Genomic DNA, 18863 nt, shown 5'->3' with positions numbered 1-18863 from the left:
TGATGACTTGCGGTTGTGAAAATTAGACTAAATACGTCGTTTAGCGACCCACTTTGGTCGTACGGTCACAGCGGAGAACCGGATGTTCTCAAAAAACTATTGGATTGTTCCAGATAAATATAAAAATGGTACACGATTTGTTTTCGAGGGCCGCCGGGTCCACCTTGTAGATTGAATTCCAGAGGGCTTCGCCATGGACCATCTTGTACTCACAATTATCGCCGCCGACAAACCCGGCCTGGTTGAACGCATCGCGCAGAACATCGCCGCCCACGGTGGCAATTGGCTGGAAAGCCGCATGGCCCATATGGCCGGGCAGTTTGCCGGGATCCTGCGGGTCAGCGTGCCTGCGCAGAACCGTCAGGCACTGGTGGGTGCGTTGGAAGACTTATCCACACACGGCATCCGTGTGCTGGTGGGTGAGGGCAGCACCGGGCAGGCCCTGGCGTCCAAACCGATTGTGATGACGCTGGTGGGCAATGACCGCGCGGGCATTGTGCGTGAGATCACCGCGCTATTGAGCAAGCAGGGCGTGAATCTGGAGCGCTTGAACACCGATGTGCGGCCGGCGCCGATGAGTGGTGACCCGCTGTTCAGCGCCGAGGCGCTGCTGCAGGTGCCGTCGACGTTATCCTTGGATAAGTTGCAGGAATGCCTGGAAACCTTGGCCGATGACTTGATGGTAGAGCTGCGCAACGAGGAATAGTCCGCCCGCAAGGTTATGCATGGAAATCTTGCATGGGCCTGTGGATAACCTTGGGGTGGATGCCTGCAAGCCACGTTGGCTGTGGCTCGCAGAGGGTTGTGCATTATTTGATCAGCGCTTGCGTACCGTCAGCCAGGCATCCACGCTGTAGACCACCAGGCCGGCCCAGATAAAGGCAAAGGCGAGCAGCGTGCTTGGCGCCAGGTGCTCGCCGAACAGCAACACCGCTTCCAGCAACACCAGGGTGGGCGCCACGTACTGTAAAAAGCCCAGGGCCGTGTAGGGCAAATGCCGCGCGGCGGCGTTGAAGCACACCAGCGGGATCAGCGTCACGGGGCCGGCGGCCACCAGCCACCAGGCTTCGGAGGTGCTCCAAAATGCAAGCTGTGCGCTGTGGGCGCTTGGGTTGAACAGCAACCACGCAACGGCAATCGGCACCAGCATCCAGGTTTCCACGACCAGCCCCGGCAGCGCCTTGACCGGCGCCTGCTTGCGGATCAAACCGTAGAAACCAAAGGTCAGCGCCAATGCCAGCGACACCCACGGCAGGCTGCCGACCTGCCACACCTGTTGCGCCACGCCCACCGCGGCCAGCCCGACGGCTACCCATTGCAGGCGGCGCAGGCGTTCGCCGAGCAGCAACATGCCGAGCAGCACATTCACCAGCGGGTTGATGTAGTAACCCAGGCTCGCCTCCAGCATGCGCCCGGTATTGACCGACCACACATAGGTCAGCCAGTTGGCCGCAATCAGCGATCCGCTCAAGGCCAGGATTGCCAGGCGCCTGGGGTTGTCGCGCAGCTCGCGGAACCAGCCGGGGTGTTTCCATACCATCAGCAGCAAACCGCCGAACAACGCCGACCACAGCACGCGATGCACGATGATCTCGGCGGCGGGTACGCTGGCGATGGCTTTGAAGTAGAGCGGGAACAAGCCCCAGATAACGTAGGCGCTAAGGCCCAGGATGTAACCCTTGCGGGGGTTGGCGGCGTGCATTGCAGAGTCCTTGCTTAGGCAGCTAACAAGGCGCGATTGTAAGGATATTTGTCTATTGGTGGGATCTGCTTTGCTTTATGTGGGAGGGAGCAAGCCCCCTTCCACCTTAAAAAGCAGTCAGAAGAGCTTCAGCGGTTCTTCGTTAAGTGCCGAAAGCTGTTCGCGCAACGCCAGCACCTGATCCCCCCAATACCGCTCACTGCCGAACCACGGAAAGCTGTGCGGAAACGCCGGGTCGTCCCAACGCCGCGCCAGCCAGGCGCTGTAGTGCATCAGGCGCAACGCGCGCAGGGGTTCGATCAGCGCCAATTCACGCGGGTCGAAGTCATGGAATTCCTGGTAGCCGTCCATCAATTCCGACAACTGCCCCAGGCATTCCTGACGGTCGCCGGCGAGCATCATCCACAGGTCCTGGACCGCCGGGCCCATGCGGCAGTCATCCAGGTCGACGATATGGAACATCTCGTCACGGCACATCATGTTGCCGGGGTGGCAATCGCCGTGCATGCGGATGTTCTTGTGCGGCGTGGCCTTGTACACCTCTTCCACGCGCTTGAGCAGGTCACGGGCCACGGACTCGTAGGCTGGCAGCAGGCTTTTGGGAATGAAATTGCCTTCGAGCAGGGTGGTGAGGGAGTCGTGACCGAAGTTCTTCACCCCCAGCGCTTCGCGGTGTTCGAACGGGCGGGTGGAGCCCACGGCGTGCAGGCGACCGAGCAATTGCCCGAGGCGATACAACTGGTCGAGGTTGCCCGGTTCCGGCGCGCGGCCGCCACGGCGCGGGAACAGGGTAAAACGGAAACCCGCGTGTTCGAACAGGCTTGCGCCGTTGTGGATAAGGGGCGCCACCACCGGCACGTCGCATTCGGCCAGTTCAAAGGTAAAGCGGTGTTCTTCGAGGATCGCCTCGTTGGTCCAGCGCTGGGGGCGATAGAACTTGGCGATCAGCGGTTCTGAGCCTTCGATGCCCACCTGATACACGCGATTTTCGTAGCTATTAAGCGCCAGGATGCGGGCATCGCTGAGGAAACCGATGCTGTCGACAGCGTCGAGGACCAGGTCGGGAGTGAGTGTTTCAAACGGGTGGGCCATGCGAACTCCTGCGCGCAGCAGGGCGCCGCGTCCGGCCCGGTATGGTAACGCACCGGGCCAGAGATAGGTGGTGGCTGTGCGATTGCCATCGGGAGCAAGCCCCCTCCCACACTTTGATTTGTGAATACAGTTCAAATGTGGGAGGGGGCTTGCCCCCGATGAGGCCGTGTCAGGCGCCGACGACCCCGCCGTCATCCCGCCGAATCACCATCACCGACGAGCGCGGCTTGCCGTTCGGCAAATGTTCCGGCCAGGTCGAACCGCCGGTTTCACCGGGATGCTGGATCCCCACAAACAGGGTTTTCTGATCCGGCGAGAAGCTGATCCCCGTGACCTCACATGCCACCGGGCCCACCATGAAGCGGCGGATTTCGCCAGTGCCTGGGTCGGCGCAGAGCATCTGGTTATTGCCCATCCCCGCGAAGTCGCCGGCGTTGCTGTAGTCGCCATCGGTGAGGATCCACAAGCGCCCGGCCTTGTCGAAGCCCAGGCCATCGGGGCTGTTGAACATGTTTTGTGGGTTGATGTTGGACGAGCCGCCCTTGGGCTTGCCGGCATGTACCCCAGGGTTGCCGGCCACCACGAACAGGTCCCAACTGAAGTCAGCCGCGCCGTGGTCATCGGCATTGGCCTTCCAGCGCAGGATCTGGCCGTAGACGTTCTTTTCGCGTGGGTTGGGGCCGCCCACCGGCTGGCCGTCTTCGCCGCGCTTGGCGTTATTGGTCAGGGTGCAATAGACCTGGCCGTCGGTGGGGCTGACCACGATCCATTCCGGGCGGTCCATGCGCGTGGCTTTGACCACGCTGGCGGCCAGGCGCGCGTGGATCAACACTTCGGCCTGGCTGGCAAAGCCGCTGCTGGCGTCGATGCCGTTTTTGCCGTGGGTGAGTTCCACCCATTGGCCCTTGCCCTTGGGGTGGTCGACGTCGCCGTCGCCCGCGTCGAAGATCGCCACATACAAGGTGCCGTGGTCGAGCAGGTCCTTGTTGGCCTTGGGGTTCTTGTGGTTGATCTTGTCGCGGCTGACGAATTTGTAGATGAACTCACCGCGCTCATCGTCGCCCATGTACACCACGGCACGGCCGTCGCGGGTTTCGGCCAGCGCTGCGTTCTCATGTTTGAAGCGGCCCAGGGCGGTGCGTTTGGTCGGGGTGGATTGCGGGTCGAACGGGTCGATTTCCACCACCCAGCCGTGGCGGTTGAGTTCGTTGGGGTGCTTGGCCATGTCGAAGCGCGGGTCGTGCAGGTGCCAGTTGATCTCTTTGCTGGCGGCGACCACGCCGTAGCGTTTCTGCCCGGCATCGAATGCTTGCTGTGGGTTGCTGCTGCCGAAGCAGTCGGTGAAGTTCTCTTCACAGGTCAGGTACGTGCCCCATGGCGTTTTGCCGTTGGCGCAATTCTGGAAGGTGCCGAGGACTTTTTTGCCGGACTTGTCGGCGCTGGTTTTCAGCCATTCGTGGCCGGCGGCGGGACCGCTCAGGCGGATCGGCGAGTTGCCGTGGATGCGCCGGTTGTAGCGCGAGTCCTGGACGAACTGCCAGGTGTCGCCCTTGCGCCGTATTTCGATCACCGACACGCCTTCGCTGGCCTGGGCCTTGCGCACGTCTTCGGCCGACTGCGGCGCGCCACCGTGGGCATAGAGGTAGCGATAGTTGGTGTATTCGTTGTTGATCGCCATCAGCGCGCGGTTGTCGTCACCGGGGAAGGCGAACAGGCTCATGCCGTCGTTGTTGTCGCCGAACTGCTGTTCCTGGGCCTTGGCCGTGCCGTTGCCGGACGGGTCAAAGGCCGGGGCGCTCTTGTGCAGCGGCTGGCCCCAACTGATCAGCACCGAAGCGCCGTAGCCCGGCGGCAGGGTGATGGTGTCGCTGGTGGCGGCGGCGATGCTGGTGAAACCCAGCAGCGGGCTGGCGGAGGCCGCGTTTACGGCCAGGGCGCTGCGGCTGAGCAGGTTGCCGCCCAGGAACATCGCGGCACCGCAGAGTGCGCCGGCACCGATAAAACGACGGCGGGTGAGGCCGACCATCTGTTCGAGGTCGGTGGCTTGGTTCTCTTCTAACAGGCTCATCACGGGCTCCTTGAGTGCTTTTTGCAAACACCTTAAGCAGCCGTCGTGACGAAATTGTTGCAATTTGAAGGCAGTGTGCAACTTACACGGGGGTGCCGAGCAAGACCTGGCTGGGGGCGAATTGCACCTGGACCGTCTGACCTTCGGTGGTGCCCAGGGCCTCCAGCGCGTCCGGCGGCGCCAGGGCGCATAGAACCAGGCCGTTCGGCAGGGTGATGCGCACTTCGCTGGGGCCGTCCTCGGCGGTGAGAATGGCGGCGACGATGCCGCTCATACAATTGTGTCCAAGTGTTGCGGCTGCCTGCGGTGCCAGCAGTTCCAGCCAACCGGCCTTGATCAAGGCGACGACTTCCACGCCCAACTCCAGCTCCAGCCGCTGCGTGCTGTCGTGGGTGATCTGCGCCTCGAGGGTCAGCCCGCCCGTCAGTTGCAGGCGCACCAAATCGTTGCGGCCTTGGCGTTGAATCGCAACGACCTGGCCATGCAGCTGGTTCCGTGCACTGGTGCGCAGCATCAGGCGGCCGAGCAGGTTGAAGTCACTGGCCGCTTCGTCCGAACCCAGCACTTGGGCCTGCACCGCTTGCAGGCGCTGATAGAGGCGCAGTACCCGTTCACCTTCGACCGTGAGCCTGGCGCCGCCGCCGCCCTTGCCGCCGACGCTGCGTTCGACCAGCGGTTTTTGCGCCAGGTTGTTCAACTCGTCGATGGCGTCCCAGGCGGCCTTGTAACTCAAGCCAGCGCTTTTGGCGGCGCGGGTAATGGAGCCCTGCTCGGCGATATGCGCAAGCAAGGCAATGCGCTGCGGGCGGCGGACGATATGTTGGCTGAGCAGGGTGGGTAGAGACATGGGCATACGCTGTGTGGGGATGAGCGGACGTTGCGGGCGCGGGGCGGCAGAGTCAAGTGTCTGGCTTTGGCGTGCGCGCCAGGCAGTACACGTCGACCTGTCGCGCGCCGGCATGGATCAACAACCGCGCCAGGCTGTGGGCAGTGGCGCCGGTGGTGAGTACGTCGTCCACCACGGCAAAATGGCGGCCTTGCACCTGGGCGCCGGCGGCCAGGGCAAAGGCGCCGAGCAGGTTGCGTTTGCGGGTCTTGGCGTCGAGGGCTTGTTGCGCGAGGGTTTCATGGGGACGCAGCAGCAGGTGTTCATCGCAGGGGATATTCAGGTCGGCGCTGAGCCAGCGCGCCAACATCAGCGCCTGGTTATAGCCACGTTCGCGCAGGCGTTTGCGCGCCATGGGTACCGGCAGCAGGGCGTCCGGGCGTGTGAGGGCAGTGTTGTCGAAGCGGTGTTGCACGTGTTGCCCCAATAAACGGCCGAGCATATGCCCGAGCGGCCAGCGCGCCTGGTGTTTGAAGCGGCTTATCAGACGGTCGACGGGAAAGCTGTAGGCCCAGGGGGCGATCACCTGTTTAAACGCCGGCGGTTGATGTTGGCATTGGCCGCAGACCAGGCCGTCCATCGATAAGGGCAGGGCGCAGACTTCGCAGTGTTCCATCAGCCAGGGCAGTTCGGTCTCGCAGGCGTTGCAGACCGAGTCGGCGGTTTCAGTGGGCTCATCGCAGATCAAACAGTTCTGTTTGTTTTTTGACCAGATGTAAACCTGGTATTTGCGCTTCAGTTGACAGTGCATGGATCTTCCTTAAATATGCCGAGCATCCGTGTCGCGCCTGTGGGTATTGCCCTTCCCGCAGCGCCTGTCAAAGCATAATCAAGGAATCGCCCATGAGCGCCAGCACCACTGCCACCCTGCGTCACGATTGGTCCCTGGCCGAAGTCAAAGCACTGTTTGTGCAACCGTTCAATGACCTGTTGTTCCAGGCGCAGACCGTGCACCGCGCGCATTTCGACGCCAACCGGGTGCAGGTGTCGACGCTGCTGTCGATCAAGACCGGCGCCTGCCCGGAAGATTGCAAATATTGTCCGCAGTCGGGCCACTACAACACCGGCCTGGAAAAAGAAAAACTGATGGAAGTGCAGAAGGTCCTCGAAGAGGCTGCCCGCGCCAAAGCCATCGGTTCTACGCGCTTCTGCATGGGCGCCGCCTGGAAGCACCCGTCGGCCAAAGACATGCCCTACGTGTTGCAGATGGTCAAAGGCGTGAAGGCCATGGGCCTGGAAACCTGCATGACCCTCGGCCGTCTCGACCAGGACCAGACCGAAGCCCTGGCCCAGGCCGGCCTCGACTACTACAACCACAACCTCGATACCTCGCCGGAATTTTACGGCAGCATCATCACCACCCGTACCTACAGCGAGCGCCTGCAAACCCTGGCCTATGTGCGTGATTCGGGGATGAAGATCTGCTCGGGCGGCATCCTCGGCATGGGCGAGTCCCTCGACGACCGCGCCAACCTGCTGATCCAGTTGGCCAATCTGCCGGAGCATCCGGAGTCGGTGCCGATCAACATGCTGGTGAAGGTGGCCGGTACGCCGTTGGAAAACGCCGAGGACATCGACCCGTTCGACTTTATCCGCATGCTGGCGGTGGCGCGCATCCTGATGCCGCAATCCCATGTGCGCCTGTCGGCCGGCCGTGAAGCGATGAATGAACAGATGCAGGCGCTGGCGTTTTTCGCCGGGGCGAACTCGATCTTCTATGGCGACAAACTGCTGACCACCGCCAACCCGCAAGCCGACAAAGACATGCAACTGTTCGCGCGCCTGGGCATCCTGCCGGAAGCCCGTGAAGAGCATGCCGACGAAGTGCACCAGGCGGCGATCGAACAGGCGTTGGTGGAGCACAAGAGCAGCGAGCAGTTTTACAACGCCGCTGTTTGACCCAAATGCAATTCAAATGTGGGAGGGAGCAAGCCCCCTCCCACATGTTCTACCGCGAACATCCTGCTGAATCGAGGCCTGCATGTCTTTCGATCTCGCCGCGCGCCTCGCTGCCCGCCGTGCCGAACATCTTTACCGTCAACGTCCTCTGCTCCAGAGCCCCCAAGGCCCGCAAGTGGTGGTAGACGGGCAGCCGCTGTTGGCGTTCTGCAACAACGACTACCTGGGGCTGGCCAATCACCCGCAAGTGATCGAAGCCTGGCGCGCCGGTGCATCTCGTTGGGGCGTGGGCGGTGGCGCTTCGCACCTGGTGGTCGGGCACGCCATGCCGCACCACGAACTCGAAGAAGCCCTGGCCGACCTGACCGGTCGCCCGCGTGCCTTGCTGTTTACCACCGGTTACATGGCCAACCTGGGCGCGGTCACCGCATTGGTGGGGCAGGGCGATACGGTACTCGAAGACCGCCTTAACCATGCCTCGCTGCTGGATGCCGGCTTGCTGTCGGGCGCGCGGTTCAATCGCTACCTGCATAACGACGCGGCCAGCCTGGCCAAGCGCCTGGAAAAAGCCACCGGCAATACCCTGGTGGTCACCGACGGTGTGTTCAGCATGGATGGCGACCTGGCCGACCTGCCCGCGCTGGCGCGCGAAACCAAGGCCAAGGGCGCCTGGTTGATGGTGGACGACGCCCATGGCTTCGGCCCGCTGGGGGCCAACGGTGGTGGGATCGTCGAGCACTTTGGCTTGAGCCAGGACGATGTACCGGTATTGGTCGGCACGCTTGGCAAGGCATTCGGCACCGCCGGTGCGTTTGTGGCGGGCAGTGAAGAGCTGATCGAAAGCCTGATCCAGTTCGCCCGGCCGTACATCTACACCACCAGCCAACCGCCGGCGCTGGCCTGCGCCACACTCAAAAGCCTGGAGCTGCTGCGCACCGAGCATTGGCGGCGTGAACACCTCAACGGCCTGATTCGCCAGTTCCGCCAAGGGGCCGAGCAGCTTGGCCTGAACTTGATGGACAGCTTCACCCCGATCCAACCGATCCTGGTCGGCGACAGCGCCAGAGCCGTGCGTTTATCGCAGAGGCTGCGCGAGCGCGGCCTGATGGTCACCGCGATCCGCCCACCCACCGTGCCCGCCGGCGGTGCGCGGTTGCGCGTGACGTTGACGGCGGCCCACAGTGAAGCGCAGGTGCAGCTATTGTTGAGCGCATTGCAAGCGTGTTTGCGCCTGGAGCCTGCCCATGCGTAATCGACTGGTATTGCTGCCCGGCTGGGGCCTTGGCGTATCGCCGCTGGAACCATTGGCCGCCGCCTTGCAGGGCCTGGATGAACACCTGCACGTGCAGATCGAGCCGTTGCCTGCGCTGGGCTCCTGCGACCTGGAAGAATGGCTCGATGAACTTGACGCGACCTTGCCGGACAACACCTGGCTGGGCGGCTGGTCCCTCGGCGGCATGCTGGCCGCCGAGTTGGCGGCACGGCGCGGCGAGCGTTGCTGTGGCCTGCTGACCCTGGCGAGCAACCCGTGTTTTGTTGCCCACGAGGGCTGGCCGGATGCGATGCCCGCCGAGACGTTCGATGCGTTCCTCAGCGGTTGCCACGCTGACTCGCAAGTCACTCTCAAACGCTTTGGACTGCTGTGTGCCAAAGGCGCCGCCGACCCTCGCGGGCTCTCGCGTTTGCTGGTCAGCGGCGCCCCGCATACGGCCCCCCATGTATTGATGCCGGGTTTAGAGTTACTCGCTCAATTGGACACGCGTGAGGCCTTGCTCGCCTATCGCGGCCCGCAGTTGCACCTGTTTGCCGCTATGGACGCGTTGGTGCCCGCGCAGGCGGCCAGTGCGCTCTTGGTATTGTTGCCCGATGTAGAAATCGGCCTGATTGAACAAGCCGGTCACGCTTTTCTTCTGGAGGACCCTCACGGTGTGGCGGAGGCCATCCAGGCTTTTTTGCATGAGTGTGTTGATGACTGATCTCTCCCAACCTTCACTGCCGGGCGCCTTGCCGGACAAGCTCCGGGTGGCGGCCTCGTTCTCCCGTGCGGCAGCCAGTTACGACAGCGTCGCTCAATTGCAGCGAGCGGTGGGGCACGGCCTGCTGTCGCGTTTGCCGTCGGCGGGGGCGCCACAACGTTGGCTGGATATGGGCTGCGGCACAGGTTACTTCAGCCGTGTGTTAGCTGAACGCATGCCCGCGAGCCAAGGCGTGGCGCTGGATATTGCCGAGGGCATGCTTGCTCATGCGCGGCCTTCAGGTGGCGCGCAGCACTTCATTGCCGGTGATGCGGAACGCTTGCCGCTGAAAGCTGACAGCTTCGGGCTGCTGTTCTCCAGCCTGGCGGTGCAATGGTGTGCGAACTTCGACGCAGTGCTGAGCGAGGCCTATCGGGTGCTGCAGCCGGGCGGCGTATTGGCGTTTGCCAGTTTATGCGTGGGCACGCTGGATGAACTGCGCGAAAGCTGGCGCGCCGCCGATGGCCTGGTGCACGTCAACCGTTTCCGTACCTTCGAGGCTTACCAGCAATTGTGCGCGGCCAGCGGTTTGCGCGTGGTCAGCCTGGAGCGCCAGCCCCATGTGCTGCATTACCCCGATGTGCGCAGCCTGACCCACGAATTGAAGGCCCTGGGCGCACACAATCTGAACCCAGGCCGCCCCGGTGGGTTGACGGGCCGCGCGCGAATTGCCGCATTGGTTCAAGCGTATGAGCAGTTCCGCCAGGCCCAGGGCCTGCCGGCAACGTATCAAGTGGTGTATGCCGTACTGGAGAAACCTCTATGAGCCCCGCTTATTTCATCACCGGCACCGACACCGATGTGGGCAAGACCACCGTCGCCGCCGGCCTGTTGCACGCGGCGCGCCAAGCCGGCAGAAGCACGGCTGCGGGCAAACCGGTGGCGTCCGGCTGCGCGCTGACGCCCCACGGCCTGCGCAACGACGATGCCCTGGCGCTGCTGGCGCAGTGTTCATTGCCGCTCAGTTATGCCGAGGTCAACCCCGTGGCGTTCGAGCCTGCCATCGCACCGCATTTGGCGGCGCGCGAGGCAGGGGTTGCGCTGACGGTGCAGTCGTTGCTCAAACCCATGCAGCAGATTCTGGCGCGCCAGGCCGATTTCACCTTGATCGAAGGCGCCGGCGGCTGGCGCGTGCCGTTGGCTGATCAGGCCAACCTGTCAGACCTGGCCATGGCGCTCAAACTGCCGGTGATCCTGGTGGTGGGCGTGCGCCTGGGTTGTATCAGCCATGCCTTGCTCACCGCCGAGGCCATCGCGCGGGATGGTTTGCAGATGGCGGGGTGGGTGGCCAATATCATTGATCCCAAGACCTCTCGTCTGGAAGAAAACCTCGCCACCCTGGCTGAGCGGTTGCCGGCGCCGTGCCTGGGGCGTGTGCCCAGGCTCAAGCACGCCGGGGCTGAAGCGGTGGCGCACCACCTGCACCTGGATCTGCTTGACTGATTTTGGCTATCGCTAAGGCACTGTGCCATTATTGTTTTTGACGGGCATTTGGCCACGATCTCTGCTTCAATCACCGCTCACGATTCTGTAAAGGCAGGCTTAGCCATGGAAATCTCTGGAAGCAGCGCGTTTTATTCGGGCCTGAACACCATTCAGTCCGGGCAGAACCGTGTGGACCAGGCCGCCGGCAAGATCGCCAGTGCCGCCACCAGTCAGCCTTCGGATGCCCAGAATGATCGCCTGCAGGCGGTCAATCGCGGCCAACCGACCAACTCCGCCAGCAATATGGTGGAACTGGCCGAAGGCAAGTTCCAGGTCGAGCTGGGCGTCAAGGTGGCCAAGGCTTCGGACGAAATGCTCGGTACATTGATCGACACTTACGCCTGATCTGCCGGCGTTTGAACCTGTGGGAGGGGGCTTGCTCCCGGTAGCGGTACATCAGTCAAAGAGATATCGACTGACACGACGCTATCGGGAGCAAGCCCCCTCCCACATTTGCCCTGTTTTATTCTGATCCCTTTCTATACATCTCTCTGATGTGGCATCCAGCCTCAGGCTTTGTTGTGCCTGGGTTGATGTGTGTCATGACAAACGGCATCTGAGCGACGCTTGACATCCCCAGGTCGTAAACGTATGTTTCAAACACCTGTTTGACCGCCACAATAAATTCCACGCGGTTGTTCATTCCAGCTACATCAGCAGAGGTTTATCGCTATGCCTGACTACAAGGCCCCCTTGCGTGATATTCGCTTCGTTCGTGACGAACTGCTCGGTTATGAAGCGCACTATCAGAGCCTGCCGGCTTGCCAGGACGCTACCCCGGACATGGTCGATGCCATCCTTGAGGAAGGCGCCAAGTTCTGTGAGCAAGTGCTGGCACCGTTGAACCGCGTGGGTGACATCGAAGGGTGCACCTGGAGTGAATCAGGCGTTAAGACCCCTACGGGCTTCAAAGAAGCCTACAAACAGTTCGTCGAAGGCGGCTGGCCGAGCCTGGCCCACGACGTGGAGCACGGTGGCCAAGGCCTGCCGGAATCCCTGGGCCTGGCCGTGAGCGAAATGGTCGGCGAAGCCAACTGGTCGTGGGGCATGTACCCAGGGCTGTCCCACGGTGCGATGAACACCATCTCCGAGCACGGCACTCCCGAGCAGCAAGAGGCTTACCTGACCAAACTGGTGTCGGGCGAATGGACCGGCACCATGTGCCTGACCGAGCCGCACTGCGGCACCGACCTGGGCATGTTGCGCACCAAGGCCGAACCTCAGGCCGATGGTTCCTACAAAGTCTCCGGTACCAAAATCTTCATTTCGGCCGGTGAACACGACATGGCCGACAACATCGTCCACATCGTACTGGCCCGCCTGCCGGATGCACCGGCCGGCACCAAAGGCATCTCGCTGTTTATCGTGCCCAAGTTCCTGCCTAACGCAGACGGTTCAATCGGCGCGCGTAACGCGGTGAGCTGTGGTTCCCTGGAGCACAAAATGGGGATCCACGGTAACGCCACCTGCGTGATGAACTTCGATGCGGCCACCGGTTACCTGATCGGCCCGGCGAACAAAGGCCTGAACTGCATGTTCACCTTTATGAACACCGCGCGCCTGGGCACTGCGTTGCAAGGCCTGGCTCACGCCGAGATCGGCTTCCAGGGCGGCCTGAAGTACGCTTGCGACCGCCTGCAAATGCGCTCCCTCACCGGCCCGAAAGCGCCGGAAAAAGCCGCTGACCCGATCATCGTTCACCCAGACGTGCGCCGCATGCTGCTGACCATGAAAGCCTTCGCCGAAGGCAACCGTGCGATGGTGTACTTCACCGCCAAGCAAGTGGACATCGTCAAGTACGGCACCGACGACGAAGCCAAGAAACAGGCCGATGGCTTGCTGGCATTCATGACCCCGATCGCCAAGGCGTTCATGACCGAAGTCGGTTTTGAATCGGCCAACCACGGCGTGCAGATCTACGGCGGCCACGGCTTTATCGCCGAGTGGGGCATGGAGCAGAACGTTCGCGACAGCCGCATCTCGATGCTGTACGAAGGCACCACCGGTATCCAGGCGCTGGACCTGCTCGGCCGTAAAGTGCTGATGACCCAGGGCGAAGCGCTCAAGGGCTTCACCAAAATCGTGCACAAGTTCTGCCAGGCCAACGAAGGCAACGAGGCTGTCAAAGAGTTCGTCGCACCGCTGGCGGCACTGAACAAAGAGTGGGGCGAGTTGACCATGAAGGTCGGCATGGCCGCGATGAAGGACCGTGAAGAAGTCGGTGCCGCTTCGGTGGATTACCTGATGTATTCCGGTTATGCCTGCCTGGCGTACTTCTGGGCCGACATGGCACGCCTGGCGGCCGAAAAACTGGCCGCCGGTACCAGCGAAGAGGCGTTCTACACCGCCAAGCTGCAGACCGCGCGGTTCTACTTCCAGCGTATCCTGCCGCGTACCCGTACCCACGTGGCCACCATGTTGTCGGGCGCCAACAACCTGATGGACATGAAAGAAGAAGACTTCGGCCTGGCTTACTAAGCGTCGGCAGGGTTTCTTCCACAGCGTAAAAGCCGCCGCTCTTTCGGGAGCGGCGGCTTTTTTATGGGCGTGCGCCCAACTCTCAAGGCGTCGGAATGAAAGGCGTCCCGTCGCAATAGACGTTTCCGGGTAAAACCCCCCTGACTCGAACGGGCACCGGCGTAGATCGAATCTGTTGATTGGCGCTATTTAGCGTTGAGTAGCTGACATACATCACACCTCTGCCGATTACCCCCATAGTCGTCGAGTAGGGCACGTCGACGATAAGGCCTCGTGTGGGCGCATCGGCGGAAAGCACCACAGAAACTGTGACTGCTGGAACGATGACGTTTGAACCATCATCCTGCCGGCTCAGCGCGCAGGTCACGGTCAACGATCTGCCGGCAATCAAGAGTGTCGAAGCGGGGATAGACACCTGAATGAAACGATTCGAATAGGTTGCGCCCAAGGGCAGCGCTGAGTTGCAGTTGAGGTTGCCGTCAGCGTTCAGGTTTTGCACCACCGGCGGCGCCAACGTCATCAGGGCTGACAGGTTGAAGGTCAGGGTTCGGACGGGGCCGTTGAAGGCAACCCCGCGGCTGGTAACTCGAAACCCAACCTGAGCCGAGGTATCCGTGTTGGCGGCGCCCGGCAGCGTGGCCAGTATTTGCCCCGTCGAGACAGTGAACGGTAGCGGCAAGGGTTGCCCTGCGTAAGTCAAGGACGCCGTTACGACGGTGCCCGCCAGGGTCACGGCCACCGTGTCGCCGATTTGCAGGCTGGCGTTGTCCAGCCATACGTCCACCCCTGGCTGGCCACTTTGGTTGATGTCCCATTGGGTCACGGTGTTGTCCGGCGCAATCGCCAGAGGTATCCGTGGCATGGCGATGTTGGAAGGCGTCACGCGTATGGCAACTGTTATCTCGAGACTCAGCGAGTCCCGGGCGCGGTTGCCGCCCTGGTCAATGAGGCGGTAGGTCAGTTGTTGTGTGCCGTTGCCTCGGGCACGCATGATCGCCGCCGGCACCGGGATCATCCGCTCAGCCGGCACGTCAGACAGGGTGACGGGTGGGGTGTAAGGCACCGCCAGATGGATGTTGGTGTTGCCGTAGTAGAACACTGCACGCACATTTTTCTTATCGTTGATCTGTTCATGCTCGGGAATCCGAAACCAGACCGGGTCATTGTTGGCCAGGTACTCATCGGTAATCAGTGGCGTCGCCAGGTTCGCCGGCAACAGTGGGCGCGGTGGTGTGATGGAGAGATAACCAAAGGGAGGCGTTTTATGAACCCGCAAGAGCGTGCTGGTGGTGGCACGCAACACATTGTCACCGTCGTCCACGGTATAGGTGAGCCAATACTCGCCCTCGTTGCCTACAAAACGACGTGGCACGACGACCTCAATATCCCCGACGGGATAGGCCGGCAATACCGTGTACGAGAACACCTGGTATTCCCCCGGTGGCGGTAACTGCGCGTACACCCTGATGCTGATTGGACGAGACACGGGAGGGCCGGGTTGCGGCAGCGCCGGAATGCGAATTCGCAAGTCTTTTGCGGCCACCGACAGGGGGACCAGGCCGTCGGCATTGGCAATTGCATCCACCACGATCAGCGGTGGCAGCCTGGAAATGGCGTGACGAATCAAGAACGCTGAGCTTGTGCGCACAAAATCGGCAATGGCGGTTTTCCATGGGAACGCTCCCTTGATGTTTGAAGGACACTCCCTTGTCCCGAGTGCTCGATGGGCGCTTAGTGGGTGTAGCCAGTAAACACTGCAAACCCCTCGGCGGATACTGTCAGAACTAACAGGGCGGATGGTCCGCTGATTGCCTATTTGGCGCGTGATAAAAAACCATAGCGTTGCGCTCAGGGATTGGGCAAACCGGCCGTTAAAGTAGTGGCAATTTGATACAGGGCAGGCAGCTTGTGCTTAACTGTCGGCGTAACGGCATAGTGCCACTATTTTGTAGGTCGGAGTTTTACCCTTGTCACGCGTGTCGGCTGTGCGGTTCAGTCATTTTCTTCCCTCGTTGCTGCTCTTGCTGGCGGGGCTTTCGGCTGCATACGTCAAGGATCTCAACGTCTTCTTCACCTCGCTGTTCAACGTGTTGCCGACCCTGGTGTTGCTGCTCGGCGGTTCGTACTGCGCGGTATACCGGCGCCAGCGTGAGCTGTTCTTGATGATTACCGTGTACGTGGCCTACTTCCTGCTCGATACCCAGACCGATTTCTACCGTGACAACGGCCGCGTGCGCGAAGATGCGGCGGTGGTGTTTCACCTGTGTTGCCTGTTGTTGCCACTGCTGTTCAGCATTTATGCGTTGTGGCAGGAAAAAACCCACCTGTTCCGCGACTTCGTAGCGCGCGGCGCGGTGTTGCTGGCAATAGGCAGCGTAGCGTTGGCCCTTGAGCAAAGTTATCCCCAGGCGCTGTTGAACTGGTTGGCGCAGATCCGCTGGCCGGCGTTGCATGGCAACTGGATGAGCTTGATCCAGCTGTCGTACCCCATGTTCCTGATCGGCTTCCTGACGCTCGCGGCGCAATACTGGTACCAGCCGCGCCCGCTGCATGCGGCGCAATTGGTGGGGGTGCTGGGGCTGTTCTGGATGTTGCCCCAGACGTTCATCCTGCCGTTTACCCTCAATATCATGTGCAGCCAGGTGATGTTGATGATCGCTGCCGGCGTGGCCCATGAGGCCTATCAAATGGCGTTTCGCGATGAGCTGACCGGTTTGCCGGGGCGTCGTGCGCTCAACGAGCGCATGCAACGGCTGGGGCGTAACTATGTGCTGGCGATGACCGACGTCGACCACTTCAAGCGCTTCAACGACACCCATGGCCACGATGTCGGCGACCAAGTGCTGCGCCTGGTGGCGAGCAAATTGTCCCGGGTCAGCGGTGGCGGGCGTGCGTACCGCTATGGCGGTGAAGAGTTTGCCGTGGTGTTTGCCGGCAAGAGCCTGGATGAGTGCATGCCGCACTTGGAGGAAATTCGCGAGATCGTCGCTAATTACGACATCAAGCTGCGCAACTCGGATCGCCCTCAGGATGATAGCCAGGGCCGGCAACGCCGCGCGGGCAGCGGCGCGTCGAGCGTGTCGGTGACGGTCAGCATCGGCGTGGCCGAGCGCCAAGCCGAACAGCGCACCCCTGAAGAAGTGCTCAAGTCCGCCGACCAGGCGCTGTATGCCGCCAAAGGCGCGGGGCGCAACTGTGTGATCGCCGCCGGGCAAACACGGCGTGGCGCGGTGCGCATGGAGAGCGCTGCCGGTTGACTGATGGCGACGTATTCAGCGGTTCTACAGTGATTGTTCGGGGCGCTGGCCGGCAGTAGGTTGATGGCATCTGCTGCCGGAGACATGACCATGCCTGAGTACAAAGCTCCCCTGCGCGACATGCGCTTTTTGATCGACAACGTGTTTGATTTCCACGGCCACTACGCCGCGTTGGGCGCAACCGACGCCAGCCCGGACATGGTCAACGCGATCCTCGAAGAAGGCGCCAAATTTTGCGAGAACGTGCTCTCGCCGCTCAACCGCAGCGGCGATGAAGAAGGCTGCCATTTCGACAATGGCGTGGTCACTACGCCCAGGGGTTTCAAGGAAGCCTTCGCCCAGTATGTCGAGGGCGGCTGGCATGGCGTAGCGGCAGACCCGGCCTACGGCGGCCAGGGTTTGCCGCAGTCGCTGGGCCTGGTGCTCAGTGAGATGATCGGCTCCAGCAACACCTCCTGGGGCATGTACCCGGGGCTGACTCATGGCGCCATGTCGGCGATCCATGCCCACGGCACTGCCGAGCAGAAAGACATCTTCCTGGGCAAGCTCACCGCCGGCGAATGGACCGGCACCATGTGCCTGACCGAAGCCCATTGTGGCACCGACCTGGGCCTGATCAAGACCCGCGCCGTGCCCCAGGCCGATGGCAGCTATGCCGTTACCGGCAGCAAAATCTTCATCTCGGCCGGCGAGCACGACATGAGCGCCAATATCATCCATTTGGTGCTGGCCAAGCTGCCGGATGCGCCGGCCGGCACCAAGGGCATTTCGCTGTTTATCGTGCCCAAGTTCCACGCTGACTCCGGCGAGCGCAACGCGGTGAACTGTGGCGCCATCGAGCACAAGATGGGCATCAAGGCCTCAGCCACTTGCGTGCTGAACTTCGACGGGGCCAGGGGCTTTTTGATTGGCGAGGCCAACAAAGGCCTCAACTGCATGTTCACCATGATGAACCACGCGCGCCTGGGCACCGGCATGCAAGGCCTGTGCAATGGCGAAGCGAGCTTCCAGGGCGCGATAAAATACGCCAATGATCGCCTGCAAATGCGCTCGCTGACCGGCGCCAAGGCCCCGGACAAGGCTGCCGACCCGATCATCGTGCACCCCGACGTGCGACGCATGCTGTTGACCATGAAGGCCTTCAACGAGGGCAACCGCGCACTCACCTATTTCACCGCGCAGTTGCTTGATACCGCGCACCTGAGCAGCGACGCCGGCCAGCGCCAGGAAGCCGAAGACCTGTTGGCGTTCCTCACGCCGATCTGCAAAGCCTTTATGACCGACACCGGGCTGGAAGTGACCAACCATGGCATGCAGGTATTCGGCGGCCACGGCTACATCCGCGAGTGGGGCATGGAGCAACTGGCGCGCGATGCGCGTATCGCGCCGATCTATGAAGGTACCAATGGCATCCAGGCCCTCGACCTGCTGGGGCGCAAGGTGCTGGGCAGCCAGGGCAAGTTGCTGCGCGGGTTTACCAAAATCGTGCATAAGTTTTGCGCCGCGAATGCCGAGCATGCGCAGCTCAAGTCCTATGTGGCGCAGCTTAACCAACTGAACCAGCAATGGGGCGAGTTGACCAGCCAGGTCGGTATGGCCGCGATGAAGAATCCGGATGAAGTAGGCGCCGCCGCGGTGGATTACTTGATGTACAGCGGTTACATCATCCTCGCCTACCTGTGGCTGCGCATGGCGATTGCGGCGCAGGGCCACGGCGATGCCGAGTTCGCCAAGGCCAAGCTGGCCACCTGTGAGTTTTACTTCAAGCGCCTGTTGCCGCGTACCGCGACCCATCGCGCCGCGGTGGAAGCGGGCAGTGAATGCCTGATGAGTCTGTCTGCGGCGGCGTTTATGCTGGAGTGACTTAAAAATACCAGCTAGTCACAAGTGGACCCTATGTGTCTGAAAAGTTGTTCGGGTACACTCGGAGCCTGTAAAACAGATCCTATCGAATCACTTTTCACGTTCTCACGAGGTTTGC

16 protein-coding genes are annotated in these 18863 nt (G+C 61.7%); 10 read left to right on the top strand and 6 right to left on the bottom strand.

Features of this window, described 5'->3' with window-relative positions; all coding sequences use genetic code 11:
• Window positions 1-193 precede the first annotated feature (193 nt).
• The gene (locus AB4O25_RS16140; RefSeq protein ID WP_460149771.1) at window positions 194-706 is read left to right on the top strand and encodes a glycine cleavage system transcriptional repressor; all 513 of its coding nucleotides are present in this window, start codon (window positions 194-196) and stop codon (window positions 704-706) included.
• A gap of 111 nt (window positions 707-817) precedes the next feature.
• On the opposite strand, the gene rarD is transcribed toward AB4O25_RS16140, so the two are convergent.
• The 5 genes from rarD to AB4O25_RS16115 all read right to left on the bottom strand — a co-directional run bounded on the left by rarD (window position 818) and on the right by AB4O25_RS16115 (window position 6499).
• On the bottom strand, window positions 818-1702 hold the full coding sequence (rarD, locus tag AB4O25_RS16135) for an EamA family transporter RarD (RefSeq protein ID WP_017530768.1): 885 nt from the start codon (window positions 1700-1702) through the stop codon (window positions 818-820).
• Between the two features lie 117 nt (window positions 1703-1819).
• Window positions 1820-2794 (bottom strand): serine/threonine protein kinase, encoded by a 975-nt coding sequence (locus AB4O25_RS16130; protein WP_017530769.1) that lies wholly within the window; start codon window positions 2792-2794, stop codon window positions 1820-1822.
• A 169-nt stretch (window positions 2795-2963) separates the two neighbouring features.
• On the bottom strand, window positions 2964-4862 hold the full coding sequence (locus AB4O25_RS16125; RefSeq protein ID WP_460149769.1) for a PhoX family protein: 1899 nt from the start codon (window positions 4860-4862) through the stop codon (window positions 2964-2966).
• Window positions 4863-4944: 82 nt separating this feature from the next.
• On the bottom strand, window positions 4945-5709 hold the full coding sequence (locus AB4O25_RS16120; RefSeq protein ID WP_017530771.1) for a TOBE domain-containing protein: 765 nt from the start codon (window positions 5707-5709) through the stop codon (window positions 4945-4947).
• Between the two features lie 52 nt (window positions 5710-5761).
• A complete protein-coding gene (locus AB4O25_RS16115; protein WP_267863742.1) occupies window positions 5762-6499 on the bottom strand; it encodes a ComF family protein in 738 nt (245 codons plus the stop codon).
• 92 nt (window positions 6500-6591) lie between these two features.
• On the opposite strand from AB4O25_RS16115, the gene bioB reads away from it, so the two are divergent.
• From bioB to AB4O25_RS16080, 7 genes are all read left to right on the top strand, one after another.
• Window positions 6592-7647, top strand: coding sequence for a biotin synthase BioB (gene bioB / locus AB4O25_RS16110; RefSeq protein ID WP_017530773.1), 1056 nt, complete (start codon window positions 6592-6594; stop codon window positions 7645-7647).
• 82 nt (window positions 7648-7729) lie between these two features.
• Complete coding sequence (gene bioF, locus AB4O25_RS16105) at window positions 7730-8899, top strand: 8-amino-7-oxononanoate synthase (RefSeq protein ID WP_017530774.1); 1170 nt, start codon at window positions 7730-7732, stop codon at window positions 8897-8899.
• Window positions 8892-9623: an alpha/beta fold hydrolase gene (locus AB4O25_RS16100; protein WP_460149767.1), complete on the top strand. Its 732-nt coding sequence runs from the start codon at window positions 8892-8894 to the stop codon at window positions 9621-9623. The genes bioF and AB4O25_RS16100 overlap by 8 nt, the downstream gene beginning before the upstream one ends.
• Complete coding sequence (bioC, locus tag AB4O25_RS16095; protein ID WP_017530776.1) at window positions 9616-10428, top strand: malonyl-ACP O-methyltransferase BioC; 813 nt, start codon at window positions 9616-9618, stop codon at window positions 10426-10428. Before AB4O25_RS16100 ends, bioC begins: the two co-directional genes overlap by 8 nt.
• Window positions 10425-11105: a dethiobiotin synthase gene (gene bioD, locus AB4O25_RS16090; protein WP_460149765.1), complete on the top strand. Its 681-nt coding sequence runs from the start codon at window positions 10425-10427 to the stop codon at window positions 11103-11105. The genes bioC and bioD overlap by 4 nt, the downstream gene beginning before the upstream one ends.
• A gap of 105 nt (window positions 11106-11210) precedes the next feature.
• Window positions 11211-11492 carry a hypothetical protein gene (locus AB4O25_RS16085; protein ID WP_017530778.1) on the top strand — a complete coding sequence of 94 codons (282 nt, stop codon included), beginning with the start codon at window positions 11211-11213 and terminating at the stop codon, window positions 11490-11492.
• A 327-nt stretch (window positions 11493-11819) separates the two neighbouring features.
• Window positions 11820-13625 (top strand): phenylacyl-CoA dehydrogenase, encoded by a 1806-nt coding sequence (locus AB4O25_RS16080; protein WP_460149763.1) that lies wholly within the window; start codon window positions 11820-11822, stop codon window positions 13623-13625.
• A gap of 82 nt (window positions 13626-13707) precedes the next feature.
• Here AB4O25_RS16080 and AB4O25_RS16075 read toward each other — a convergent pair whose 3' ends face one another.
• Window positions 13708-15252 (bottom strand): hypothetical protein, encoded by a 1545-nt coding sequence (locus AB4O25_RS16075; protein ID WP_460149762.1) that lies wholly within the window; start codon window positions 15250-15252, stop codon window positions 13708-13710.
• 340 nt (window positions 15253-15592) lie between these two features.
• On the opposite strand from AB4O25_RS16075, the gene AB4O25_RS16070 reads away from it, so the two are divergent.
• Together AB4O25_RS16070 and AB4O25_RS16065 are read left to right on the top strand one after the other, a co-directional pair.
• Entirely contained in the window at window positions 15593-16882 is a 1290-nt protein-coding gene (locus AB4O25_RS16070) for a GGDEF domain-containing protein (RefSeq protein ID WP_017530782.1), read from the top strand.
• A 90-nt stretch (window positions 16883-16972) separates the two neighbouring features.
• Complete coding sequence (locus tag AB4O25_RS16065; protein ID WP_116078230.1) at window positions 16973-18745, top strand: acyl-CoA dehydrogenase C-terminal domain-containing protein; 1773 nt, start codon at window positions 16973-16975, stop codon at window positions 18743-18745.
• Window positions 18746-18863: the final 118 nt, after the last annotated feature.

The organism is Pseudomonas sp. S3_A03 (assembly GCF_054668275.1).
Note: the sequence above shows the minus strand (reverse complement) of the source record. Positions and strands in the feature narration are given on the sequence as shown.